Here is a 23,091-nt window from a genome sequence, read left to right as displayed (position 1 = left end):
TAAGATGACATAAAATATAAGCCTGGTCATGGTATTTTGTTATTTTTGTATTCCCGGAAGAGGGATTTTCTACCTTTTCAGGATAACCACACCAAAAACTATGAACCGAAATCAATCGCTGCCTATTGGCTGTACACGAAAAAAGACTGTAAAGGAGCATTCAGTCTCAAAAATACCTTCTCATTCCTTCAGAATATTCACAAACCCATCTGCCATAAAAGATTGATAAATATTTATTCGGCTTTGGTATCTGGCAGATATTTTTTTCAATATCAGTAATATCGCTTGAATTTTTACGTTTGACAGTAAACCATGAACCATTTTACCTAACATTAAAAGCTTTATCCCTCTAATTCTTTTTTCTGCAATTAGCTTTAACATCACCAACCTAAACATACTATTTGAGAGGACTTCTACTACATTAAAATTTAAACTCAATGCAAAAATTGTTTTTTAAAACGGCCGTCACCGCCGCTGCACTCTGTTTCAGTGCCATGGCCCTGGCGCAGCAGAAATACTCGGTAAGCGGTACCGTGAAGGATCACAAGAACGGGGAGCTGCTGATCGGAGTGACTATAAAAGTAAGTGAAGATCCTTCTGTTTCTGTGGTTGCCAACGAATATGGCTTTTATTCGCTATCACTTCCGGAAGGAAGTTATACGCTGATCGTTTCCTATCCGGGGTACCGTGATTTTGAACTGCCTGTAAAGGTTGAACAGAATACAAAGCTGGACCTGCCGCTCGATCAGGAAGAAAAAGGGGATGAAAAAGTGGGGAAAATTGATGAAGTCGTTATTTCAGGGATTAAGAAAGATAAAAACCTTAGTTCGGCCCAGATGGGAACTGAAACTTTAAGCATCAAAAATATAGAAAAGCTGCCGGTTTTATTCGGGGAAAAGGATGTCATGAAAACGATACAGCTTTTACCGGGAATTAAAAGCAATGGTGAGGGAAGCAGTGGATTCAGTGTAAGAGGAGGCGCTACGGACCAAAACCTGATCTTACTGGATGAAGCACCGGTTTATAATGCTTCGCATCTGTTGGGCTTCTTCAGCACCTTCAACAGTGATGCACTGAAAGACGCCAGCATTATCAAAGGAAACAGTCCTGCCCAGTACGGAGGACGGCTTTCTTCTGTGATGGACGTTAAAATGAAAGACGGGAACAACAAGGATTATAATGTGAACGGAGGGATAGGGCTGATCAGCAGCAGGCTGAGTGTGGAAGGCCCTATTCAGAAGGAAAAATCTTCATTTATTGTTTCGGGAAGAAGAACATATGCCGATCTTTTTCTTAAGACGAGTGATGATTACAAGGACAGTAAACTGTATTTCTATGATCTGAATTTGAAAGCCAATTACCAGATCAATGAGAACAACCGCCTTTACCTTTCAGGATATTTCGGCAGAGATGTCCTGGGATTGGGTGATACGTTCTCAACAGACTGGGGAAATACAACGGCAACACTCCGCTGGAACAGTATCATCAGCAGTAAACTGTTCTCCAATACTTCACTAATTTACAGCAATTACAATTATAAAATCAGCCTGAAAAGCAATGATAATACGTTTGGTTTGGATTCGCAGATCGAAGACTGGAACCTTAAACAGGATTTCACCTGGTTTGCCGGCAATAAGCATTCGGTTCGTTTCGGGCTTCAGTCTATTCACCATACCATCACACCAAGCAGTGCTTCCGGTACGAGTGTGAGCAGCTTTCCGAGAAACCCGAGAAAATCATGGGAGAATGCAGTATATATCAATGATGATTTTAAAGCCTCTGATAAGCTGACTGTGAATTATGGTTTAAGACTTTCTGCCTTCAGTATTTTAGGCGGTGATACCTATAATACTTATGACAATGGAGTGATTACGGACAGCCGGTTTCTGGAAAAGGGTAAATTCGGGAAAACCTATTTTAACTTAGAACCGAGAATTACCGCCAATTACCGGATCAATGAGGTAAGCAGCATCAAGGCCGGATATTCCCGCAACACACAGAACCTGCATCTTCTGAGCAACAGCAGCAGCGGAAATCCTACGGACCAATGGATCGGGAGCAGCTACAGCGTAAAGCCGGAGATAGCCGATCAGATCAGTGCAGGGTACAGCAGAAATTTCAACAACAACAATTATGAACTGAATGCTGAGATCTATTACAAATCCATGCAGAACCAGATCGACTTTAAAAATGGTGCCCAAATCACATTTGATACGGCAGCAGATGTAGAAAGTGAATTGCTGTATGGTAAAGGAAGAGCCTATGGACTGGAACTGATCGCCAAGAAAAAAAGCGGAAGACTTACAGGATGGATTTCTTACACCTTGTCTAAAACAGAAAGAAAAATAAACGGAATCAATGATAATGACTGGTATAATGCCAGAATGGATAAAACCCACGACCTTTCTATCGTAGCCACTTATGAGCTGAATAAGAAATGGTCTTTATCCGGATTATTCCTTTACAGTACAGGAAATGCCGTGACCTTCCCTACCGCGAAATATGAGCTGAACGGACAGACAATATTCCAGTACAGCAGCAGGAATGCAGACCGTATGCCTGCTTACCACAGAATGGATCTGAGCGCTACCTATGAACCGGAATCTACCAAGCGTTTCAAAGGCTCCTGGTCATTCGGCATTTACAATCTTTACGGACGGGAAAATACCTACACGATTACATTTGAAGACAACCCGAACAATCCGGGAACAACACGCGCTATGCAGACCTCTCTTTTCCGTTGGGTACCCAACATCACTTATAATTTCAAATTTTAGATCATGAAGAATATCATTTTTATCATATTATCGCTGTTTTTACTAACTTCCTGCGAAAAGGAAATCGACCTTGATCTGGATGACAAAAGTGGAAACATTGTCATAGAAGGCAATATAACAAACCAGCCGGGGCCGTATATTGTAAGAATCACAAAATCTGTAGCTTTTACACAAAACAATCAGTATCCTGCAGTTACCGGTGCACAGGTTGTCTTAAGTGACAATACAGGTCAGACAGAAACTTTACAGTATGTAGGTAACGGTAAATATATAACCACAGTTTTTACCGGGGTGACCGGAAGAACCTATACCCTGAAAATACAGGCGGAAGGAAAACAGTATACCGCTCAAAGTACAATGCCTGAGGTTGTCAGCTTTGATGGCCTGACCCAGGATTCGTTTACGTTCGGAAGTGAAACCACCTACACTCTTTTACCTGTTTTCACTGATCCCGCAGTACTGGGAAACCGTTATCTTTTCAATTTTACCATCAATAACATGACTAAAAAGACATTTGAGGTATTTTCGGATAATGTTAACAATGGAATGGTCAACCAAAGACCGCTGTTTCTCCCGAATGAGGACAAAGATGATGATCCCACCGACCACAAGGTAGTGCCGGGAGATACTGTTTATGTAGAAATGCAGTCCATTGATCATACCATATTCACCTATTATTCTGCCCTTCTGCAGATTTCAGGGGACGGCGGACCAGGCGGAGGTGTTACACCTTCCAATCCTCCAAGTAATATTAACAATGGGGCTTTGGGTTACTTCTCAGCGCATACGGTACAGAAAAAAAGTATTGTTATTCAATAAATCAAAATGGTTAATCTCTATAAAAGGCTGCTCCTAATGACTGGAGCAGCCTTTTTTTAATCACTCTGCTAATTATTTTTCTAAAATTTATCTGAATTGTCTTATCAGAAATCGTGTTTACAGAATGGATTAAAATAATTCACAAACAGCTAATAAACAACTAATTACCATTACTAAGTATTTCTACTGAAAATAATATTTGGTTATTTACACTCTAAAATCCGGTCCCTTTTCTTCGTTCCTTTGAGTTGTTCAATAAGTAATTACAAACACCAACCAAAAAACAAAACAATGGAAACAATTCAAATTACACAGACCGAAGTGGGCTTCAAAGATCCGTTCGAACGCGTTATTTCATCCTCAAAAGCAGGAGGAGAATCCAAAGAGTCTTATTCTATCGAAGTAGCAGGGGAAGGGCAGCTTACAGGGCTTTCCTATTCTGTACCGCCATTCACTCAGGGAAGGATCACGGCTTCACTTCAGGTATCTGCCATGTCCAGTCAGGATGTGAAAAACCTGAATGACCTGGCCATGAGCATGCTGAGTGCCAGCTACAAAGAAGAAGTGAAAGAGTATGAAAAAACATCGGCAAGTGCCAATTTATCCGTTTGGACCTGGTTCTTCGGTGGCGGAGGCGCTTCTGCTTCTTATGAAAAAACAAAAGAATCTATGAAATCCAAAGGGCTTACGGAAGCTCAGATCACCACATTAATGGATGCTTTTCTTGAAAAGGCAAAGCAGATGTCTACTGTAAATATTGACTTTTATGTGAATAATTCAGCCAATGACTTTGCCGTTTCGGGTGACCTGTATCTGTATACGGTTTCAGGAACGATCAAAACTGAAAAAGGAACGGCACAATACCGTATGCTGGCCGATCAGGCTTCTGCAGGCGGACCTCCTCCTTCTGGCGGCGGCGCACCTTCTTCAGGAACCATTAAACTGAACTAACATTAAGTTTATTGAGATGATTAGAGTTCGGAACGGCGACGCCGTTCCGAATTTTAATACAGTAATTATTACCTATTCTATTTATCAATCCAATAAAACCACCAGATCATGAAACTAAGTAAAGAAGAACTGGCCCTGCACGATGAAATGGCCAAAAAGCTCCCTGAACTCGTTAAAGAGTATTTTAAAAGACCTGAGATCACTTCTTTAGGGGTCTCTCTGAAAACAGTGAACGACCAACTGATCCCAAGCCTTAGCTATACGTTCGGAGTAAAAAAGAAACTGCCTTTAGCCAAAGTCAGCAATCCAATTCCGGCTGTCCTTTTTGGTTATCCTACAGATGTTGTGGAATTTGAAATTCAGCCTAATAATTTAGCAGCTCCGGATTCAGTTTTGGCAGCAAGAAACGAAAAAACAGATCCGCTGATCGGCGGGGTAAGCATTTCGGCTAACGGTGAACTGATGCAAGGAGGAAAAGAAATCGCCGGAAACGGCACGTTAGGCGTGATGATCAATAAAACGGGGGATGACAATCCTTATTTGATGACGTGTGCCCATGTACTGGCAGGAACAACTACGGAACTGGATTCGGATGTATGCCAGCAGTCTAAATGGGAAACAACTCTGAATTACTGCCACAACTGTGCATCCCTGAAGAGCTATTATCATGAAAATGTCACATTTCAACGTAACTCGGTAATTATCGATGCATGGCTGGACTGTGCTATTGCAAGAAAAGGATATTTCAGATATGCTACGATAGGAAAAGTATATGGTGTAGGAAGTATCATCGGAGGATTTTCTGATATCAGCCCTGCCCTTCTGGGTGAAGAAGTGATGAAAAGCGGCATTTCAACAGAAGTCACCACAGGAGAAGTAACAAGTATTACCAACTCACTGAAAGCCAGAAATTTTAACGGCACAGAAGTGACAGCCAACAATATGATTATGGTAAAGGGTAAATCAGGATCTTTTTCTGCTTCAGGAGATTCCGGATCTGCAGTCTTTACCACCAATGGCTCTCTGATGATCGGTGTTCTTACAGGCGCTGGGGTTACAAGCGGACTAAGTTCGATCTCTGCGGCTGATGCTATTTTAAGCAAATGGCCAGATTTGAGATTTTAAACTCAAAAAAAGACCGGTCCACAAAGCTATTTACAGAAAAAAGACAGAATGGTATCCTAATATTTTGGGTAACCGTTCTGTCTGATTTTTTTTAAAATTAAGAATTATATTCTTAAGATGTAGGCCATTCTGCTTTGTAAGAAGAATTACCTAAGTCAATCTGTTCTGCACTTACGATGAAGCTGATGTACATACTGTTTTCATCTACTGCATTGAAATCTACTTCGTGCTGAATTACATATCCGTTCTCCCATTTCAGAGTAGTGAGTGTTCCTTCTTCGTGAGATTTGTTGAACGTTACTTCTCCGCTTGTAGGCTTGTATTTTCCGTTCAGAAGACTTTCCAGAATATCTGATTTTTCTGTAGCTTCCACTGTAATTTTGATAAGAGCATTAGAAGGATCTGATGCTACTCTTCCTGATACGTCCGTAGAACGTGATACACTGTAGTGAAGTTTTAGCAGTTTCTGCCCTTCTCCACCATTAAATTTTAAGATTCCTCTTGAATTTCTTTCTGCCATGATTTGTAAATTAATGGTTAATATTTTGTGATCTGATGTTATTCTATTTCACCAAATATAGAAGTAGTTACACTATAAAAAGGATATTTTATGATTTATCTGAGAAAGTGTAGTAGTAGTACGACTAACAACTGTTAGGGCTTTTATTAATTATAAATCAAATATTTACGGTTGTAAGGAAGATCAGTTCCTGTTTATCTTTCTTTGAAATATTTTTTAAGATCTGATATATTCTTTATATGAAGGTCCTGGGACTGCTTTTTGCGCATCATCAAAGCATAGGAATTATTAAACCCAAGAGGTTTAAGCCACTGAATACCATACTGCTTTTTAAATTCGGAATTGACATAGGCATATGTTTTATCAGGACTTTGAGTTACATTTTTAAGAGTTTGCTCTGAAGATTTCAAAAGTACCAAAAGCCCTGTTCCCGTATATTCAGGATAAAAATCAATTCCATCATTCATTAAGGCATCAAAACAGATCTTGGTACCACCCAGCCCCGTTTTTGTTTCCACGCTATAGTCTGTATAGCCTTCAATAAGCATTTTATACATTTCCGTGAGAATATACTGCTCGCCAAAAATCTTCGAGCCAATCCGTATCGTTCCGGAGTTTCCTTTTCTGGAGTTTTTATATAAATTATTTTTAATTAAAAAATCCTTTGCTATTTTTTCCGGTGTCTGGTTAAGATAATCAGATTTATAATTCAGATCGGTCATTATGGAGTCATTGAATTTACCGGCCAGCAGATCAAGGGTTTTTTCCAGCCCAGGAAATTTCTTCAGTGTTTTTATTTTAATGATGGGTGCTGCAAAATAGGGCGGAAATATTTTTTTGTCATCATTCAGGACATAGAGGTCAAAAGCTTTAATCCTGCCATCGGTAGAATACCCGCTGATAAGATCCAGCTCTTTTTCGTAGGCTGCTTTATACATAATGGCATCGTTTACAACAACGGGATTTACATTAAGTCCATAAACGGATCGCAAACCAAGATCACCATCCTGCCTTCCCATAAATTCGGGCGTAAAACCAGCCTTAATTTTATTCTTTGATACGGAAGTAAGCAGATACGCTGCACCAACAATAATAAGGATGGCGGGAATTATATATTTCAGTTTCTGAAATAATCGATAGCCGGATTTCTGTACAACGGCAATGGTCTGATCGAGCAAAACAGCCAACAAGGCAGCAGGAATGGCACCTGCCAGGATCATATTGGTATTATTCAGTGAGATGCCTCCGAAAATAAACTCACCCAAGCCACCTGCTGCCACAAAGGATGCCAATGTAGCCACCCCTACATTGATAACCGCTGCCGTTCTGATTCCTGCAATAATGACAGGCATGGCTAAAGGTAGTTCTACTTTAAAAAGGAGCTTTCTCCTGTTCATTCCCATTGCTTTTGCAGCTTCTACAACGATGGGACTCACTTCTGTAATTCCTGTATAGGTGTTTCGGATGATGGGTAACAGAGCATAAATTAACAAGGCTACAATAGCCGGCCTGGCCCCTATTCCAAAAACAGGAATCATAAAACCCAGCAGGGCAATGCTCGGAATAGTCTGCAAAATACCGGTAAAACCAAGCACCGGACTGGAAAGTTTTCTTTTTCTCGCAATCAGTATTCCTAAAGGCACACCGACAATAATTGCTAAAAGTAATGACAGAAATGTAAGCCCGAGATGTTGCACAACCTGGGTCAGTAATTTTTCCTGCTGTTCAATAATAAACTGCCAAAGACTTTGCTGTGTCATATGATCTTTAATTTTCTGTACTCATTAAATGCCCTGATCAGGTTTTCATAATACTGCATATTTCTGTGCTCCGAGCTTAATTTTTGCAAAGCATTCCAGACACTGGTATTTTCAGTAAAACCAAATTCACTGTATAGGTTTTGCGAACCAGGGAGATCCCTCAAAACCGCAATTTTGTATTCAAGCAAAAGCCTGTTTTCGGCAAAAAATTCATTCACAAAATCGTTTAGAGGACGGTAAAGCATTTCTTCAGGAGTTCCTGTCTGGATAATTTTCCCTTTATCCATCAGGCATATACGGTGCCCCAGTTCAAATGCTTCCTGAACATCGTGGGTAACCAATATGATGGTTTTGTTTTTAAGTTCTTCCAGCGATTTAAATTCCGAATGAATATCAGCCTTGGTGATATTGTCCAGGGCTCCAAAAGGCTCATCCATCAGTAAAACGGGTGTATTGGCGATCAAAGCTCTTGCAATGCCTACTCTCTGCTGCTGTCCCCCACTGAGTTCGTTCGGAAACCGCGAAAGTACATCTTCTGAAAGATGAAGTTTGTTCAGCAGCTCATGGGTCCGGTTTTCTGTTTTTTTCCTGTCCCATTTCAGTAATTCCGGAACTACGGCAATATTCTCTTGAATGGTATAGTGAGGAAACAGACCGGAATGCTGCATCACGAAACCGATTCCCATCCGCAGTTCTTCAGGTTTCTGATCACGGATATTTTTACCGTTGATCGAGATATTTCCTGAATCTGCTTCTACAAGACGATTGATCATTTTAAGAGTGGTCGTTTTGCCACAACCGCTCGTTCCCAAAAGGACCAAGATTTCCTGATCATGAGCCTGAAAAGAAATATCATCTACAGCAGGTTTTCCGTTAAAATTCTTTGAAACTGATTCAACTGTAATCATCGGCAAAAATTATTGAGCAAGTCGGATTCCTGTAAACTGCCATTTCAGATTGGTCTGAAAGAAATTGCGATAGGTATTCCTGCTGTGTCCGGCAGGAGTAGCCTCAGAAGCACCGCGCAAAACCATTTGATTGACCATAAATTTGCCGTTATATTCTCCTACAGCTCCTGCTTCTTTTTTGAAACCGGGATAAGGTAAATAGGCAGAATTGGTCCACTCCCAACGCTTTCCCCAACTGAATTTATCTGATGCTGCTTCCCATTCTGCTTCGGTAGGCAGACGCATTCCTTTCCAGGATGCAAAAGCAGAGGCCTCATAAAAATTGATATGGCAGACTGCCTCATTAAGGTCAAGTTCCTGTAAACCGTTTAAGGTATAATTCATCCATTTTCCATCAATAAGATGCCAGTACAGCGGAGATTCTGCATTGTTCTGCTTTACCCAATCCCATCCTTCGGCATGCCAGTGTCTGAAATCAGTATACCCTCCAGCTTCCATAAACTGCAGATATTCTCCGTTGGTCACCAGTTGATCTGCAATTTCAAAATCGTTCAGATAAACTTTATGCCTGTCCAGCTCATTATCAAAGCAGAAACCTTCTCCATTAAATCCAATTTCATAAATTCCTTCGGAAAAGTTTAGCATTTCAGTGCGTCCGCCACTTTCTTTTTTTGAGATCGTTTCTTTTTTATAAGCTGGAAAAAGCGGGTTGTGCCCCAGGATATATTTAATGTCGGTAATCAATAATTCCTGATGCTGCTGTTCATGATTAAGCCCCAATTCTAAGAGCGGCTCAACAGTTTCTGTCATGAACCTGCTCTGAAGAAATATCTTCATGTGCTCATCTACATACTGCCGGTATTTATAGATATCTGAAACAGAAGGACGGCTGAGATTTCCGCGGTCCGTACGGATCACTCTCGCTCCAATGGTCTCATAATAGCTGTTGAAAACAAAATTATACTGGGCGTCGAAAACTTTGTAATCAGGTAAATTGGGAATCAGAATAAAAGTTTCAAAAAACCAGGTAGTATGGCCGAGGTGCCACTTCGGCGGACTTACATCTACGATGGGCTGTACCACATAATCCTCTATTTCCAAAGGAGCACATATCTGTTCAGAATGCTCCCGAATATCTGTGTATTTTTTTACTAAATCCGTAGTGGTTATATCTGGGGTCATGTTCTTTAGTTTTAATGGGTTATCTTAACTTGAGGTTAAATAAATATACTTCTTATTTTTTACTCTAACAGATCGAGGTCAGATTAAAAGAATTCATGCTTTTGTAGATATATATGTTTTTTATTTAACGTAAAGTTTTATGAGTTCAAATGTATGAGATGAGGAAAGAAAATCGACAGAGCTGATGAAGCTGTATAGCTTGGTTGTTCGCTTCTTAAGAATCAACGTCCTTTATTTTACCTGCCAGGCTGCATCTACAAACCATTTTTTTGAGTCATTGATCTCTCCTATCCGTTTAAAACCTGAGTTATCTCTTAATTCTTCTATTTTTTCCATGGAAAATTTTTGTGAAATCTCCATGTCAATAAGTTCATTTTCCTCAAATGAAATGCTCTCGTTTCCAATTTTTACGGTCTGTTTTTGCAGACTCACGAGATAGCTTTTGCAAGCTCCGCTTATGGGATCGTAGGTTTGATAATGCTGGAATTGTTTCAGCTCAAAATTGGCATCAAGCTCTCGGTTGATACGGGCCAGCAGATTAAGGTTAAATGCTGCCGTGATACCTTTCCGGTCATTATAGGCATTTAAAATGGTATGAGGATTCTTCTTAAGATCAAAACCGACCAATACCCTGTCGCCGGAAGTCAGATTGCGGTTTAAACTGTGGCAAAAATTTTCAGCTTCTTCGGGATTCATATTGCCTATATTGCTCCCTAAAAACAGGATGACTTTTCTTCTGCCGGACAGTAAGGCTGCTTTCTGAAGCATTTCAAAATACTCACCTTCTAAGGCGGATACATCCAATTCCGCAAGTTCCGTACTTAATCTTTCTTTTAATATGGAAAGAATATTGCCCGAAATATCAATGGGCATATAGGTGAAATGTATACCTTTTTCTACCAGATGCTTCAGTAAAAATGTGGACTTCATGGCATCTCCGGCTCCCAGTTCAATCAAATCGAATGGCTCATTTTCAGGAATGACAAGACGGGCCAGATCAGTTGTTTTATTTTTGAAGATGTCGAGCTCACACTGGGTGAGGTAATATTCAGGCATAGCCATGATTTCCTGGAAAAGCCGGTCGCCTGTTTTATCGTAAAAATATTTTGAAGATAGCTTTTTCGGATTGCTTTTTAAGCCCTCCAGAACATCCGGAAGAAAACCATCAACATGATGATTGTCAACCTTTGAATGTGGGTTTAACTGTAAATTCATATGTTTTAATTTGTGTGGTTTTTAGTTAACTACAACTATCTTGCCGCCCCAACATTGAATTTACAAAAATATATTTACTCTTGTTTCATTCATTTAAATATCTGCTTAATTGATGTATCCCTTACCTCTTAATAATCTTATTTTACAACAATCTCCTAATCACTGAAAATAAACATTATATTTGAGAAAGCTATAACAAACATCTACTATGAAAAAGTTCTCAATATTGTTCTCTGAGTATTCTATCAGTATTTATTTTATTGGTCTGATCAGACTGAAAATTCAAAATTAATATCTACTTCTAACCTATTACATTATATTAAGCTACTATTTCGTAGTCATCATCAAAATATATAGAAAATGCTGAAATCTGCTTTAATTTCAAGTCTGGTATGTCTCACTATTTTTTGCTTTGGCCAAAAAGTAAAAAATAAAAAAAACGATTTACAACAGAAAACATATCTCTTGGATAAACTCATGAAATCTGCCTATGATATGGGAATATTTAATGGTAATGTTCTTGTTTCACAAAATGATAAAATAATTTACAAAGCTTCGTTTGGTTTTTCTGATGCTGCAAAGACCACTCAATTAACAGATGAATACAGATTTCATTTAGGCTCTATAACTAAGGAGTTTAGTGCCATTGCGTTATTTCAATTAAAAGAACAGGGGAAACTAAAACTATCTGATCATGTTTCCAAATTTATTCCTGAACTTCCTGTCTGGGCCAATGAAGTTACCATAAAAGATCTGTTGCAATATACAAGCGGAATTCCTAATGTGAATTGGAAGAAAATCAAAAATGACGCAGATATTTTCAATGATTTATTGTTGATTGACCATCTATCTTTTAAGCCGGGTACTGATTATGATTATAATAATAACAATCTTTTTCTGAGACAATTTATTATTGAACGTATTGCAGGAATTCCTTTTAAAACTTATGTTGAAAAATTTATTTTCAAGCCTTTGGAAATGAATACTACCCTGATGACTCCTTTTGAAAACGAAAAAAACATTGCTCAGGGATTTAACAATCAAACAATACCAGATCGTGCAGAACTACCCATAACTGGTGGAACTTATACTACAACTCTTGATTTATTGAAATGGGCCAATAGTCTACATTCCGAAAAAGTTATCAGTAAAAATTCTCTTTATGAATCAGGTCAAAGCTTTCATATTTCAGATAGCCAATCAGCGTTGGGAAATGCCAAATTTGATAATAAAAATTTAAAAGAACATCTTCATGATGGCAGAGCGGGAAGTTTTGAAGCTATCTTATTTTCAGATGTTCAAAACAAAATAACGATCATTTTACTCAGTAATAATTACAACGGAAAAATTTTTGATATTTCAGAAGCCATACAGGCGATTTTAAAAAACGAAACATTTAAAACGCTGCAAAAATAAAGACATCAATATTCAATTGTAATAATTCTTATAGAATATTGGTTTGCTTTAATTCATATTCAATTTCACCGTCGTCTGAATCTCCTGTTTTCACAAAATTAAGCCGTTCCAGCAGTTTAATGGCAGAACCATTATCTTGGCTCGTTGCCGCCCATATACGCTTCAACCCTAATGTATTCCTTCCAAAATCTATAGCCAGCGACATTCCATTGGTCATATACCCTTTGCCGTAATATTTTGACAATAAGACACAGCCCAGTTCTCCCTCTCCTTTATCTAGCCCCCGGTAATAGCCACAAGTTCCAACAATCTTATCAGTTGCATTATCTACGATTCCCCAGTGAATGGAATTCCCGTCCAGATAATCCTGATTGATCTTTCCCTGCATTTCCGCTGCCTGCTGAGCAGTTTCTGCCCGTACAGCATCATAAAATGAGATCTCGATAAGATCTTCAATATCAGTTTTCAGAATCTGTCTTAATGATACTCTGCTGCCTGTCACTTGTGGGAAATTGTTGTATTGAAATAGTTTCATGAGGATAGAATTATTAATTTTTGAAGATCAGTATCTAAATATAATTTCTATACATGAATTACATCTGATCTGTGATTTGATAAATATACTATTAATTGAGTATAAGAATTAAAAAAATACCGTTGGACCAATCTGTTAACGGAAAAAATGAAGAACGGGATTACGATTTCTGATTTAGAAAAGAAAAGTACTGCAACCTGTTTTCAATAAGGATGAAATTATTCTGACTCTGATCCGGGTTCGGAAAAGTGAAACATCAGAATCTTCTATCTGCTTTTTTACCAATCATTTTTATTACTAATGACCGATGTTGAGTTTTAACTGATTAAAAACCTTACCTATACTTCATTTTATTGATAAGAGGGTTCGCATACATGGTAAGAAAAAACTCTTTGGAGATAGCATCGGAAGGGTCAATACGCATTTCAAGTCTGCGCACGAACAGCTGTTTTTCCTGTTCCGTATATTGGTCAGCATAAATATCGGTATTGTGAAGCAGGTCGTAAGCTATAAATTTGGTGGGCCAAAGCTTATAGTTTTTTATAATGGAATCGTCGATGATCTGTGCAATTGCCTGCAGCTGCTTATTTTTATTTTCAGCATTGGCAGCAATATCATCCAGCTCCGTATTAAGAACTTTGCCTGCATGCAGGTGAATCCGTTTCTTCTGGCCTAAAACTCCGCTAAGCATGGTCATAAAATCCTCATCTTTACCTTTAACGTACTCTTCATCTCTGTGTTTAGCCAGAAGCTGAGGCATTTTTAAGGAATCTGTAGGATCATATTCGTAGGAAATGGATACGGGAACAATTTTCAGTGTTTTAAAATAATCCACCAAAGGTACATCTTCTGCGGCCATGGCAAGCATTTTTAAAACGCCTTGCTGGGTAACATCATTTCCGTCTTTTGTGCGTCCTTCGCGCTGGGCAATCCAGACGGAGCGGTTTTCTTTATGTAAAAGTTCCTTAATATATTCAGACATGATCTGGGAGCTCTTCAGCTGCTCACGAAGCGGCAGTCCTCTCTGAACTAAAAAATTACGGTTCAGCTTGGCCAGGTCATGTAAAAAAGTTTTCTGAACAAGATTGTCCCCAATCGCTGAAGCCGTCATAATAAGACCTTTCTCTAGAAGAACCAGGTTGATCAGTGAGGTATCTAAAACGATATCCCTATGGTTCGAAATGAAAAGGTACGACGTGTTTTTATCCAGCTTATCGAATCCCGAAGTCGTAAGCCCCTCAGAACTTTTCGCAAGGATCTGGCGAATGGTATGGGCAATAAAATTGTGCTGAAAATCACTTACAGAGTGGATATTTTTAAACTGCTCCCTCCAGATTTTCTTATCTGTATCAGGAAAAGTAAAACTCATCAGCGCGTTCATCATGGGATCACGGGCTATTCCAAGCAATGCTTCATTCACTTCACTGTCATCAAAAAACCGGATCTCATCGAACTTCGACATGTAATACTGTTAAAATTAAACTTTTTGCAAAAGAACAAAAATTTATTGAGGGTACGCCACAATGTTTGTTAAAGTATTATGATTGACGTTTAAGTTTAATGCTCTCCCTCGAATCGTGTTAGTCGGTTTCATCGGCCTAGGAAGCTGTAGCGTTTAAAAAAATAAAAATTGATCCGTTAAAAAATTCCCGCTGTCTGAGTGCGGACAGAACATTGAACCGAAGAAGAAACATTCAATCCGCACGAGTTTTGGGAATTTTAGGAGCAAATTTTATTTTTTAGCGAAAGATTCCAAGCCTTGAATTTTTGGTTCATTTTGTTTCAAGACAAAAGAACAATTGATAAAAAATAATCAATTATTTTACTTTTTCCAGCAGATACAGCTTAGCCCCTGAAAAAGCAAGTTTAGGCATTAGGTTTCCTTCCAGCACCATGGTTTTATTATTGACATCAATCACAGAAATATAATTATTGGAATTGTATTCTATATAATTTTCCTTTTCTTTGGTTAAAGGATTTTTCCCGAATTCCATAGAATATTTTACCCAATCTTCTTCACCGGAACTGCAGTGTACCGGTTTAAACTTGGATTTTTTAGCTTTGAAAATAATCTGATCGAAACTATCCGTACAGTCTGATGTAAATGAACTTTCCGGGTTCGGATCGTTGGTAAAATCTTCAAAAGAGCCTTTATAAACCCCTACAATTTTCCAGGTCCCGTCCAGGCGGTCTTCATCTATTTTTCCTTTGGCTTTGCTTACCGCCCAGCTGATGCCATTCACGGTTCCTTTTACGGCTTTGTAACCAATTGTCGCAGCTCCTGTCACCACTTTTGCAGCTGTTCTTACAACGCAGGAGTTTAGCACAAAGGCTGTTGAGACAAGGAATATTATCTTTTTCATATCATCAAATTATTTAAGATACGAAGATAAGATTTTAAAAACAGTATGTTTATTTCTGCAATATAGATTTCAGCTTTAGTGATCTACTGCTTTGAAAAAAGTATATTTTCAAATAAAAAAACAGCAAAAACTTCGTCTTTGCCGTTTTTTTTTATTACTTCGACAGTATGGCATGCACTCCTATTTTTGTACAAAAATGCTGTGTGGGATAAGAATGTCATCCCCTTCCCTGCCATACTGTGGTACAATAAATCCTTTCGGTTCATACCGGTTGGTCCCTGAATTATAATACCAGTTGGCACAGCCGCTTATCTGGAGTTTAATATGATAAATATGATCATATGCCTGTTGTTGGAAAGCCCCGAAATCAGGGAGGGAATTATGAAGATCATCCAGTTCCTGCCCATACGCATCGTGTAATCTCATCGCTTCTGTACAGGCTTCCTGATAGGTAAGGTTGTATTGGTGGCTCAGAATGAAGATAATATTCAGACTTTCACTTTCTATTTCAAGCTCTTTTTTGATAGAGGCAAAATCATTCTGGATCACAATAATCAGGGAAAGCAGCTCTCTGCAACGCTGTACAATAGGATGGTTGTAAATAAAAACCGGCAACGGAGAATTCGTTGCAGGATCTATCAGGTCCCCATATGGCCACATCCCGATCGAATATTTTCTGAAGCTGAGATAATGCGGAAGTAATGGATAAGTTCTTTTTTCAGCTTGTTTGAAAGGTATCTCCTCCAGCATTCCATAGATAATAAATTCATAAAAATTGATGGCCACCCGGTCTATCCAGAACCGGGGCATAAATGTTTCCCATTCTTTTCTTGCCTGTGCCATCTGCCGCAGAATACCAATTTCACCCGGATCCGGATCATCGCCCATCATGACTTCATATACCCTTTCTGCCATTGCTTTCAGTTCTTTCGCAGGGGTCATTCCGAAATAGTCATCAAACAATGTGATATAGATCATCAGCCTGGCACAGGGACGCATCCGTTCTATACTGTCGCAGGTAGGATTCATATAAGTAGCTACGCGGGACAGAAACTGGGGTTTGCATCTTTTTATTCCTTCTTCAGAAATGAAAGTATAATCATTGTCATACCAATCCTTTTCTTCTTCATCAAAGGCATTGGCAATGGGGCTGGTAACAGTGGGCCAAGGGTAGCGACATTTAGGGACAATTAATTCTTCTCTCATGGTTTTTTTTATCAATTTTAAATGGTTTTCATATCATTACTTATCTCCGGCCAGGCAAAGCCTACGCCTCCATGCCGGTATCTTTCGGTTTCCAGATAAAAAGAATTCACTCCCTGAAGCCCTACCCCTGCGTAATAAACGAACTTGTCTACATGCTCCTGATATTCACCAAACTCCCGGTACTCAGCATGTAAAGCAAGAACTTTTGCCAATTCTTCATTATGGATGCGAAATGCCTCTGCACAGGCATCCTCCAGCGAAAGATTATATTCCTGCTGCAATACAAAGACCAGGTTAAAAACCTCTGTCCCTTTCGCCATTTCTTTTGGCAGCGAGTGAATGTCATTTTGCCATGCAACAACCAGGGTTAAATGAGATATCATTTTTTGAACGACAATATGCTCAAAAATATGTTCAGGAAGAACGAGACCTGATTCAATCTCGCCCAGGATCAGATAGGGTCGCATAAGAACAGAATACTCACGAATTGTTTTGAAAAGCGTAAGCGATGGCGGACGCTCTGCTATTTTGTACGGATACTCCAACTCGATTCCGTATCTGAAGGACTGATAAAAATAGTAAATAAAGCGCTCCACCCATATATCCGGCATCAAGGCGCGAAATTCATCTCTTATTAATGCCATATGATGATAGAGTGCATTTTCTTCCTGCTTCGGCTGAGCTCCCTTCAGAATATCTACACAACGAGTTCGCAGCTGTTGGATTTCCTCCAGAGACGAATGCTCCACCTGATCATCAAGAGCGACATACTGAAGCATAAACCTGTTACAGGGAATAGTCTGTTCATAGGTTAAGTCCGGCCACATACGGGCGGTGCACATGTGCAGCCTCATTTTTTTGTATGTTGTGCGTTGTTTTTCTGTCAGGAAAGTGTAGTCATTGTCAATCCATCCGTCCATATCTTTCCCCATCTGCTCTGCATGTGGATTGATAAGGTCTGGCCAGGGATAATGGCCACGTGGCAGATAATCTTTTGAATTATATTCTTCCGGTTTCATATTGTTTACGATATAAGTTTGTAGATTATTGAATAGGTATAAGTTTACTGCTTTAATGTCTTTTTATATTTGGTTCAGTCTTTCTTTCAGCTCCCTGGCCTCCGGAAATTCCATAGCATTGTAACGGCCAAGTTTTGTAGATATATTCTTCCATCCGCTCAATACCATGCTCATATAATGAACCCAATTGACAACGGCGTCCTGCCAGATACCGAAGTCAGGTAAAGAAGTCTGTAAAGCCACAAATTCTTTAAGATCCTCATTGTGAAGACGCAGATCTTCAAGACAAGCCTCCTCCAGAGAGATTTGTCGTTCGTTCTGGATCACTTTAACAATATTGTAATAAACACTGCCGGTCGCTTCATCTTTCACTACGGACTGTACTTCGTTGAAATAAGTTACCAGATGGCAGGCCAGAGTCTGCAGGCGGCGGATGACCGGATGCTCGTGTATTTCCTGTGGCAGAATGATTCCTGTTTCTACCTCTGTAAGCTGCAGAAAAGGATAAAGACAGATAGAATCTTCCCTTAAAGCAATACATTCTTCTATGGTTGGAAATATTTTTTTCTCCTTGTATTGAAGTTCAGTTTCCAGTCCGGTAAAGTACCGGCTGATCATCCTTGTAAACCGCACGATTGATTCCTGTGGGATAAACTGCAGCAGCTCCTGCCTTAATGAAGCCAGCATAGCTCCCAGTGGTATTGTTGCTTCTGCAGCGCTTATTTCGCCATTAAGCACGGCAACCGACTGGAGATGTATTTTTTTAATATCACCGGATACACTTTCTTCATAAAGATCATCATTGTACAGCGTCCACAGCATCAGCCTGCAGATGGGTCTAAAACGTTCAAGTGATGCGGTAGGAAACCACTGAGCAGCAATGTGTGCCGTTTTGGTTTTTTTGTATTTTTTCCGAAGATCAGGATTTTGCTCATAAAGCCACAGGTATTCCCCGTCTATCCACTGATTTTCAGTTATTTCCTGCATTTTATCTGCATGGGGATTCTTTAATGTCGGAAACGGATAATTAAATTTTTTGTTTAATAGTTCAAGTGTGTTCATGGTTTTATAGTTATTTTAGTTTTACATAATAGGTACAATATGGGTGTCGTTGGGCCTAAAATGATAAATAGGCCCTATAAAAATTTAAGCATACACATTCCGTTGATGAATTATCTGTCTTTAAATTCATTCAATCTATATTTCCCTGGCATATCGGGTATAAGCTTCTTATAAAAATAATTCGGGATATAACCAATCCCAACCTGACTAAAAATATCAGAAATTATTTAAATTTAAAGGTTGATATCAAATAAACTAATCTGTTGTATGCAGATGAACAGCTCTATTTCTTTATGGGAATTTTGGTAAATCGTAGTATCCGAACAGGTTTACCATCTTATCTGATTGGGCAGAAAATTTTCATGAGTTTTCATTTAATTATTTTATGTTTTAATGGCATTAGTTTCTGATAATGAAAATAATAAAAAATATGACATGATTCAAATTTATCTCACATCTGATTGATATTTATCACCGTAACATGCTGATATGACAGCATTAATGAGCTTTCAGGAGAATAAAAAAGATTTAATGATCATTTAAAACATGACAATTTTTGTTTTTTGAACCATTTTTCTTCCTTTTCCATCTTCCGTTTTTAGCGAGAGAACACAAAACAATAGCAAATTTGTCAAAAAAAATACTTTATGATTAAATTATTCATTGGGTGTCATTGTAGGGCCAGTATCATGCCATGAACTGCTGTTTATTTAATAAAGCAGGCCTATATCAATTCTTGTAAGACACAAAAAAATTATAAAAACAGGTAATTATTATTCTTTCACAATCAAACACATTTTGCCTAAAAAATATCTATTTCAATATCAACGTCTATTCCCTCTATTTTAATATGATCCGGATTTTCAAACTGAAAAGTACCTTTTGCCGTAAAGGCTTTATTATAGGATATCTCCCGATCATCTTTACCTGACTCCACTGTTACGTCAAAAGAAAAGAAACCGTCATTTACTGAAAAAGTTCTGTTAGGAATATCTACCCCAATATCCGTTGGATTAATATCTACTTTCCAATGGTCACAAACATAATTTTCGGGCTGTGTATTATTCAATACACTGCTCCATACATGATAATCATTGTTTAGTTTCTGCACAATGTGATCTCTGATTTTGTCAATTTCCATAGTTATCGTTTTTTGGTTAAGTAAAATTAATAGAGTCCGCTATGAAGCTACCACAGACCGGCATAGATATCTTTTCAATCTTCTTACCGGCACATACACAAAAATGACAGACAGTACTCCTGCCAGCACGCCTACAAGCACTGCCATCGCCGTAGCATCCAGCTTATAATATTTTGAAAAACCGTACTGTGCAAAAAGTAATACAGACAATACCAGTAATCCGGTAATAAGTCCGTGCAAAATACTCAGCTTGATCATGAGTTTCTTTTTATTCAGCTGTTCATCTACGGTAAATTCAATCGCACCCTGTTCGGAAGCAATGATCACTCTGTTGATGATATCAATGGTGAGCACTACCGGTAAGAATATGGCCATAGGCAGGGTCAGCCGTGCCAGATTTTGGGTTCCGGAAAAGAAGTGTGTGTAACCCAATTCCTGAAAGCTGGCGTAAGCAATAATGAAATTGAAAAACACATTCGGAAGGACATAGTAAATCGTCCGCCTGATTAAAAAGCGTTTCAACGTGGTTTTTTTGAGTTTTTTAGGGGGTGGCGGCTTCAGTTTAAATTTCATAGCGACGAGGTCAGAAGTTCAATGGCTTTATTTTTAATGGTAACGGCTTCTTCTTTGGGCAGGAAATCCTCATTGGACATCAACGTGAAATCCATTTGCTGGCTATACGTTGTTGCAACCAAAGTATTCGAATTCAGCCAAGGAAAAGCAACCGTCGGGCTGAAGACCGTTTCCACTTTAAAATGTTTATAATCGCTTGGGATATTGATTCTTCCCATATTGGAAAGTGTTACATCATGCCCGCCTTTACTGGATTTCATCATGGAAACCATACGTTCAGCGACCGGATGCATCTGCTCACCCATCCACAGAAGCTCTCTGGCCTCCATTTTTTCTATTTTTTCTACAAGATCTTTTTTGATCTGTCTGGCGTTGTCCAGGACATCCGTGTTTCCTTTTTTTAATGACAATTCAACGGTTGGCGCGAAAGCAAATACATGATCCTGCCTGATCTCCGGAATAAAATGGCGCACATCTACCGGGCTGATCACCTTACCTTTTGCCTGCTTTCCCTGAATCTCCTGAAAAGCCTGCATAAATGAAGAACAGAGCAAAGCATGTACAGAAACACCATGAGCTTTGGACTTTTCCATTATCTGCGCAGTTGTATCTGAATTCAACTTCCAATGGACCGCGTAATTTTTTCCGAGGTTTCTTATCTTACTTTTTCGCTGCATAAGAAAAAAAAGTCGGGCCATCATGAGGTAAAAACGGGCTTTACGCTTCTTTTTTTTCATGCTGAAATCCAAAGGCAGAAAATCATCTACAGAGCTGAATACCTCATAAGGCTGCAGCTCCAGAGCAGGATCATCCAGTAAAGCAAGAAGCTCGGTCATCATGGTAACAAGGGAAGTTCCGTCGCAGATGCAGTGAGGCAGTACCCAGAGAATTTCCGATACATCCTGTCCTTTAACCCAGACCAATTGGGCCAGTGGCTTTTTTTCATCTTTAAACAGCCTGAACCACTCAGCTTCGGATTCCTGCAGCCAGTCTTCATCTGTTTTCCGCTCAACAATACGGAGCGGAATAGGTTCCATTTCTTTTTCTTCTATGAAAAACGGGTACTTTTCACTGCTGTTATCAATCCTTGTTCTCAGCAAAGGATGTTTTTGCTGGATTTTTTCTAAAGCAGCCTTAAAGTTCTCCTCAGGGATATTTCCCTTGATTTTTGCCGTAAATACACAATTGACAGGGGTTTCAGGATCAACATACATGATCCGTTCCACCATCATTAAATTTCGCCTGATCATAATACTGCTATAGGGTCTAATTGTAATTTCACCGTATGAATCACCTCATCACGAATAGCTAAGGCTTCAGCATACGGTAAATATCCTTCGCTTCCTACAAATGAAAAATCCATTTCCCCTCTGAATGTTGACGTTACCATCGTCGTGGTATTACCCAATGGCCCGATCACAGAAGGACTGAAAATGGTTTCCAGTGTAAATTCTTTGTACTGATGGGGAATCTGAATGCGTCCTAAATTGGAAAACATACAGTCGTTGGAAGATTTCCCATGCTTTAAAAGCTTGGTGAAATTTTTCAAGGCATCATGAGCAGACTCCATCACCATCATGGTAATGTAGGGATTCAGTTTGGAGGTTTTCTTTTCTACAGACTCCTGCATCATCCACAAATTATCTGAAAAACTCATCTTATCGTCAGATGAAACCACAATCATCAAACCGAAAGCGAAGATATGATCGTCCTTGATCTGTGGAGCAAAACGCCTGATATCTACTGGACAGGAAACTTTATTAAAAGCCGCCTCTCCCCTTACCTTTTTAAATGCATGAAGCAGCACAGCGCTTAAAAATGTATTGACAGTAACCTCCTGTGACTTGCAATAGGAAATCAGTTCCTTACTCATCTCTTTGTCAAATTTCCAGTGGATCAGGTAATCATTTTGCCGTTCAACTGCTTTCTTACTGACAGGAATACATTTGATAGCCGTTGCCGCCACCCTGCTGATGACCTTCGCTTTCAACTTTTGGTAGCGGCTTGTGAGAATCGCTTCCGGGACCACATCATGAATTCCAAGAATAGGATGTTCTATCCCGATTTCAGCCGATGGATTGTCCAAAATTGTTAAAAATTCATATAGAAAAGCCATCGCAGAACCCCCATCACATAAACAGTGATGAAAAGAAAAAAGCATATCTGAAACCTCTTCACCTTTGATCCAGATAAACCGGAGAAGGGGTTGTTGTCCAAAATCAAATAAAGTCTGCCACTCCCTTCTAGACTCTTCCTGCCAGTCATCTTCCCCTTTTCTGGAAACGATCCGTATCGGGATTTGCGGATATGTTTCCAACACTTCAAACCAGGGAATATCATCTTCATCATAACTGATGAGCGCTCTCAGCCAGGGATGTTTACCCTGAAGCTGATTCAGGGCATTTTGGATATTTTCTTCTTGAAAAGTACCACGCAGCCGAAACGGAATTACTGCATTGAATGGTTCTGTTCCGTCTCCTAAAAGCATACGCTCGCCAAATAACAATTTTCGTCTCATA

At 39.2% G+C, this 23,091-nt stretch carries 20 protein-coding genes; 5 read left to right on the top strand and 15 right to left on the bottom strand.

The features are described 5' to 3' along the window. The first annotated feature begins 437 nt into the window (after nucleotides 1-437). The 4 genes from AC4IFE_RS02055 (at nucleotide 438) to AC4IFE_RS02040 (ending at nucleotide 5,672) form a co-directional block, all read left to right on the top strand. The gene (locus tag AC4IFE_RS02055; RefSeq protein ID WP_490754476.1) at nucleotides 438-2,777 is read left to right on the top strand and encodes a TonB-dependent receptor; all 2,340 of its coding nucleotides are present in this window, start codon (nucleotides 438-440) and stop codon (nucleotides 2,775-2,777) included. Nucleotides 2,778-2,780: 3 nt separating this feature from the next. Then, a complete protein-coding gene (locus tag AC4IFE_RS02050; protein WP_490754475.1) occupies nucleotides 2,781-3,596 on the top strand; it encodes a DUF4249 domain-containing protein in 816 nt (271 codons plus the stop codon). Nucleotides 3,597-3,887: 291 nt separating this feature from the next. Beyond that, on the top strand, nucleotides 3,888-4,547 hold the full coding sequence (locus AC4IFE_RS02045; protein ID WP_490754473.1) for a hypothetical protein: 660 nt from the start codon (nucleotides 3,888-3,890) through the stop codon (nucleotides 4,545-4,547). Between the two features lie 108 nt (nucleotides 4,548-4,655). Beyond that, nucleotides 4,656-5,672 carry a chymotrypsin family serine protease gene (locus AC4IFE_RS02040; RefSeq protein WP_490754472.1) on the top strand — a complete coding sequence of 339 codons (1,017 nt, stop codon included), beginning with the start codon at nucleotides 4,656-4,658 and terminating at the stop codon, nucleotides 5,670-5,672. 112 nt (nucleotides 5,673-5,784) lie between these two features. Here AC4IFE_RS02040 and tssD read toward each other — a convergent pair whose 3' ends face one another. From tssD to egtD, 5 genes are all read right to left on the bottom strand, one after another. Then, complete coding sequence (tssD, locus tag AC4IFE_RS02035; RefSeq protein ID WP_436809456.1) at nucleotides 5,785-6,192, bottom strand: type VI secretion system tube protein TssD; 408 nt, start codon at nucleotides 6,190-6,192, stop codon at nucleotides 5,785-5,787. A gap of 194 nt (nucleotides 6,193-6,386) precedes the next feature. Beyond that, nucleotides 6,387-7,952 (bottom strand): ABC transporter permease/substrate-binding protein, encoded by a 1,566-nt coding sequence (locus tag AC4IFE_RS02030; protein ID WP_490754471.1) that lies wholly within the window; start codon nucleotides 7,950-7,952, stop codon nucleotides 6,387-6,389. Next, nucleotides 7,949-8,860 (bottom strand): ABC transporter ATP-binding protein, encoded by a 912-nt coding sequence (locus AC4IFE_RS02025; RefSeq protein WP_490754469.1) that lies wholly within the window; start codon nucleotides 8,858-8,860, stop codon nucleotides 7,949-7,951. Before AC4IFE_RS02025 ends, AC4IFE_RS02030 begins: the two co-directional genes overlap by 4 nt. Before the next feature lie 9 nt (nucleotides 8,861-8,869). After that, nucleotides 8,870-10,042: an ergothioneine biosynthesis protein EgtB gene (gene egtB, locus AC4IFE_RS02020; protein ID WP_490754468.1), complete on the bottom strand. Its 1,173-nt coding sequence runs from the start codon at nucleotides 10,040-10,042 to the stop codon at nucleotides 8,870-8,872. Nucleotides 10,043-10,273: 231 nt separating this feature from the next. Next, a complete protein-coding gene (egtD, locus tag AC4IFE_RS02015) occupies nucleotides 10,274-11,257 on the bottom strand; it encodes an L-histidine N(alpha)-methyltransferase (protein ID WP_490754467.1) in 984 nt (327 codons plus the stop codon). A gap of 360 nt (nucleotides 11,258-11,617) precedes the next feature. Between egtD and AC4IFE_RS02010 the strand changes: the two genes are divergently transcribed. After that, complete coding sequence (locus AC4IFE_RS02010) at nucleotides 11,618-12,673, top strand: serine hydrolase domain-containing protein (protein WP_490754466.1); 1,056 nt, start codon at nucleotides 11,618-11,620, stop codon at nucleotides 12,671-12,673. 28 nt (nucleotides 12,674-12,701) lie between these two features. On the opposite strand, the gene AC4IFE_RS02005 is transcribed toward AC4IFE_RS02010, so the two are convergent. The 10 genes from AC4IFE_RS02005 to AC4IFE_RS01960 form a co-directional block, all read right to left on the bottom strand. After that, on the bottom strand, nucleotides 12,702-13,208 hold the full coding sequence (locus AC4IFE_RS02005; RefSeq protein ID WP_490754465.1) for a GNAT family N-acetyltransferase: 507 nt from the start codon (nucleotides 13,206-13,208) through the stop codon (nucleotides 12,702-12,704). 334 nt (nucleotides 13,209-13,542) lie between these two features. Then, nucleotides 13,543-14,670 carry a 1-acyl-sn-glycerol-3-phosphate acyltransferase gene (locus AC4IFE_RS02000; RefSeq protein WP_490754463.1) on the bottom strand — a complete coding sequence of 376 codons (1,128 nt, stop codon included), beginning with the start codon at nucleotides 14,668-14,670 and terminating at the stop codon, nucleotides 13,543-13,545. Nucleotides 14,671-15,025: 355 nt separating this feature from the next. After that, on the bottom strand, nucleotides 15,026-15,571 hold the full coding sequence (locus tag AC4IFE_RS01995; RefSeq protein WP_490754462.1) for a hypothetical protein: 546 nt from the start codon (nucleotides 15,569-15,571) through the stop codon (nucleotides 15,026-15,028). A 180-nt stretch (nucleotides 15,572-15,751) separates the two neighbouring features. Next, nucleotides 15,752-16,777: a terpene synthase family protein gene (locus AC4IFE_RS01990; RefSeq protein WP_490754460.1), complete on the bottom strand. Its 1,026-nt coding sequence runs from the start codon at nucleotides 16,775-16,777 to the stop codon at nucleotides 15,752-15,754. Between the two features lie 17 nt (nucleotides 16,778-16,794). After that, nucleotides 16,795-17,796 (bottom strand): terpene synthase family protein, encoded by a 1,002-nt coding sequence (locus AC4IFE_RS01985; protein ID WP_490754459.1) that lies wholly within the window; start codon nucleotides 17,794-17,796, stop codon nucleotides 16,795-16,797. Nucleotides 17,797-17,859: 63 nt separating this feature from the next. Continuing rightward, nucleotides 17,860-18,858 (bottom strand): terpene synthase family protein, encoded by a 999-nt coding sequence (locus AC4IFE_RS01980; protein WP_490754458.1) that lies wholly within the window; start codon nucleotides 18,856-18,858, stop codon nucleotides 17,860-17,862. 802 nt (nucleotides 18,859-19,660) lie between these two features. Continuing rightward, complete coding sequence (locus AC4IFE_RS01975; protein WP_490754456.1) at nucleotides 19,661-19,999, bottom strand: hypothetical protein; 339 nt, start codon at nucleotides 19,997-19,999, stop codon at nucleotides 19,661-19,663. Nucleotides 20,000-20,038: 39 nt separating this feature from the next. Next, on the bottom strand, nucleotides 20,039-20,521 hold the full coding sequence (locus AC4IFE_RS01970) for a hypothetical protein (protein ID WP_490754455.1): 483 nt from the start codon (nucleotides 20,519-20,521) through the stop codon (nucleotides 20,039-20,041). A gap of 47 nt (nucleotides 20,522-20,568) precedes the next feature. Next, a complete protein-coding gene (locus AC4IFE_RS01965) occupies nucleotides 20,569-21,822 on the bottom strand; it encodes a condensation domain-containing protein (protein WP_490754454.1) in 1,254 nt (417 codons plus the stop codon). Further along, a complete protein-coding gene (locus AC4IFE_RS01960) occupies nucleotides 21,819-23,090 on the bottom strand; it encodes a condensation domain-containing protein (protein ID WP_490754453.1) in 1,272 nt (423 codons plus the stop codon). Before AC4IFE_RS01960 ends, AC4IFE_RS01965 begins: the two co-directional genes overlap by 4 nt. Between the last annotated feature and the right edge of the window lies 1 nt (nucleotide 23,091).

Source organism: Chryseobacterium sp. UF-81 (assembly GCF_058245105.1).
Note: the sequence above shows the minus strand (reverse complement) of the source record. Positions and strands in the feature narration are given on the sequence as shown.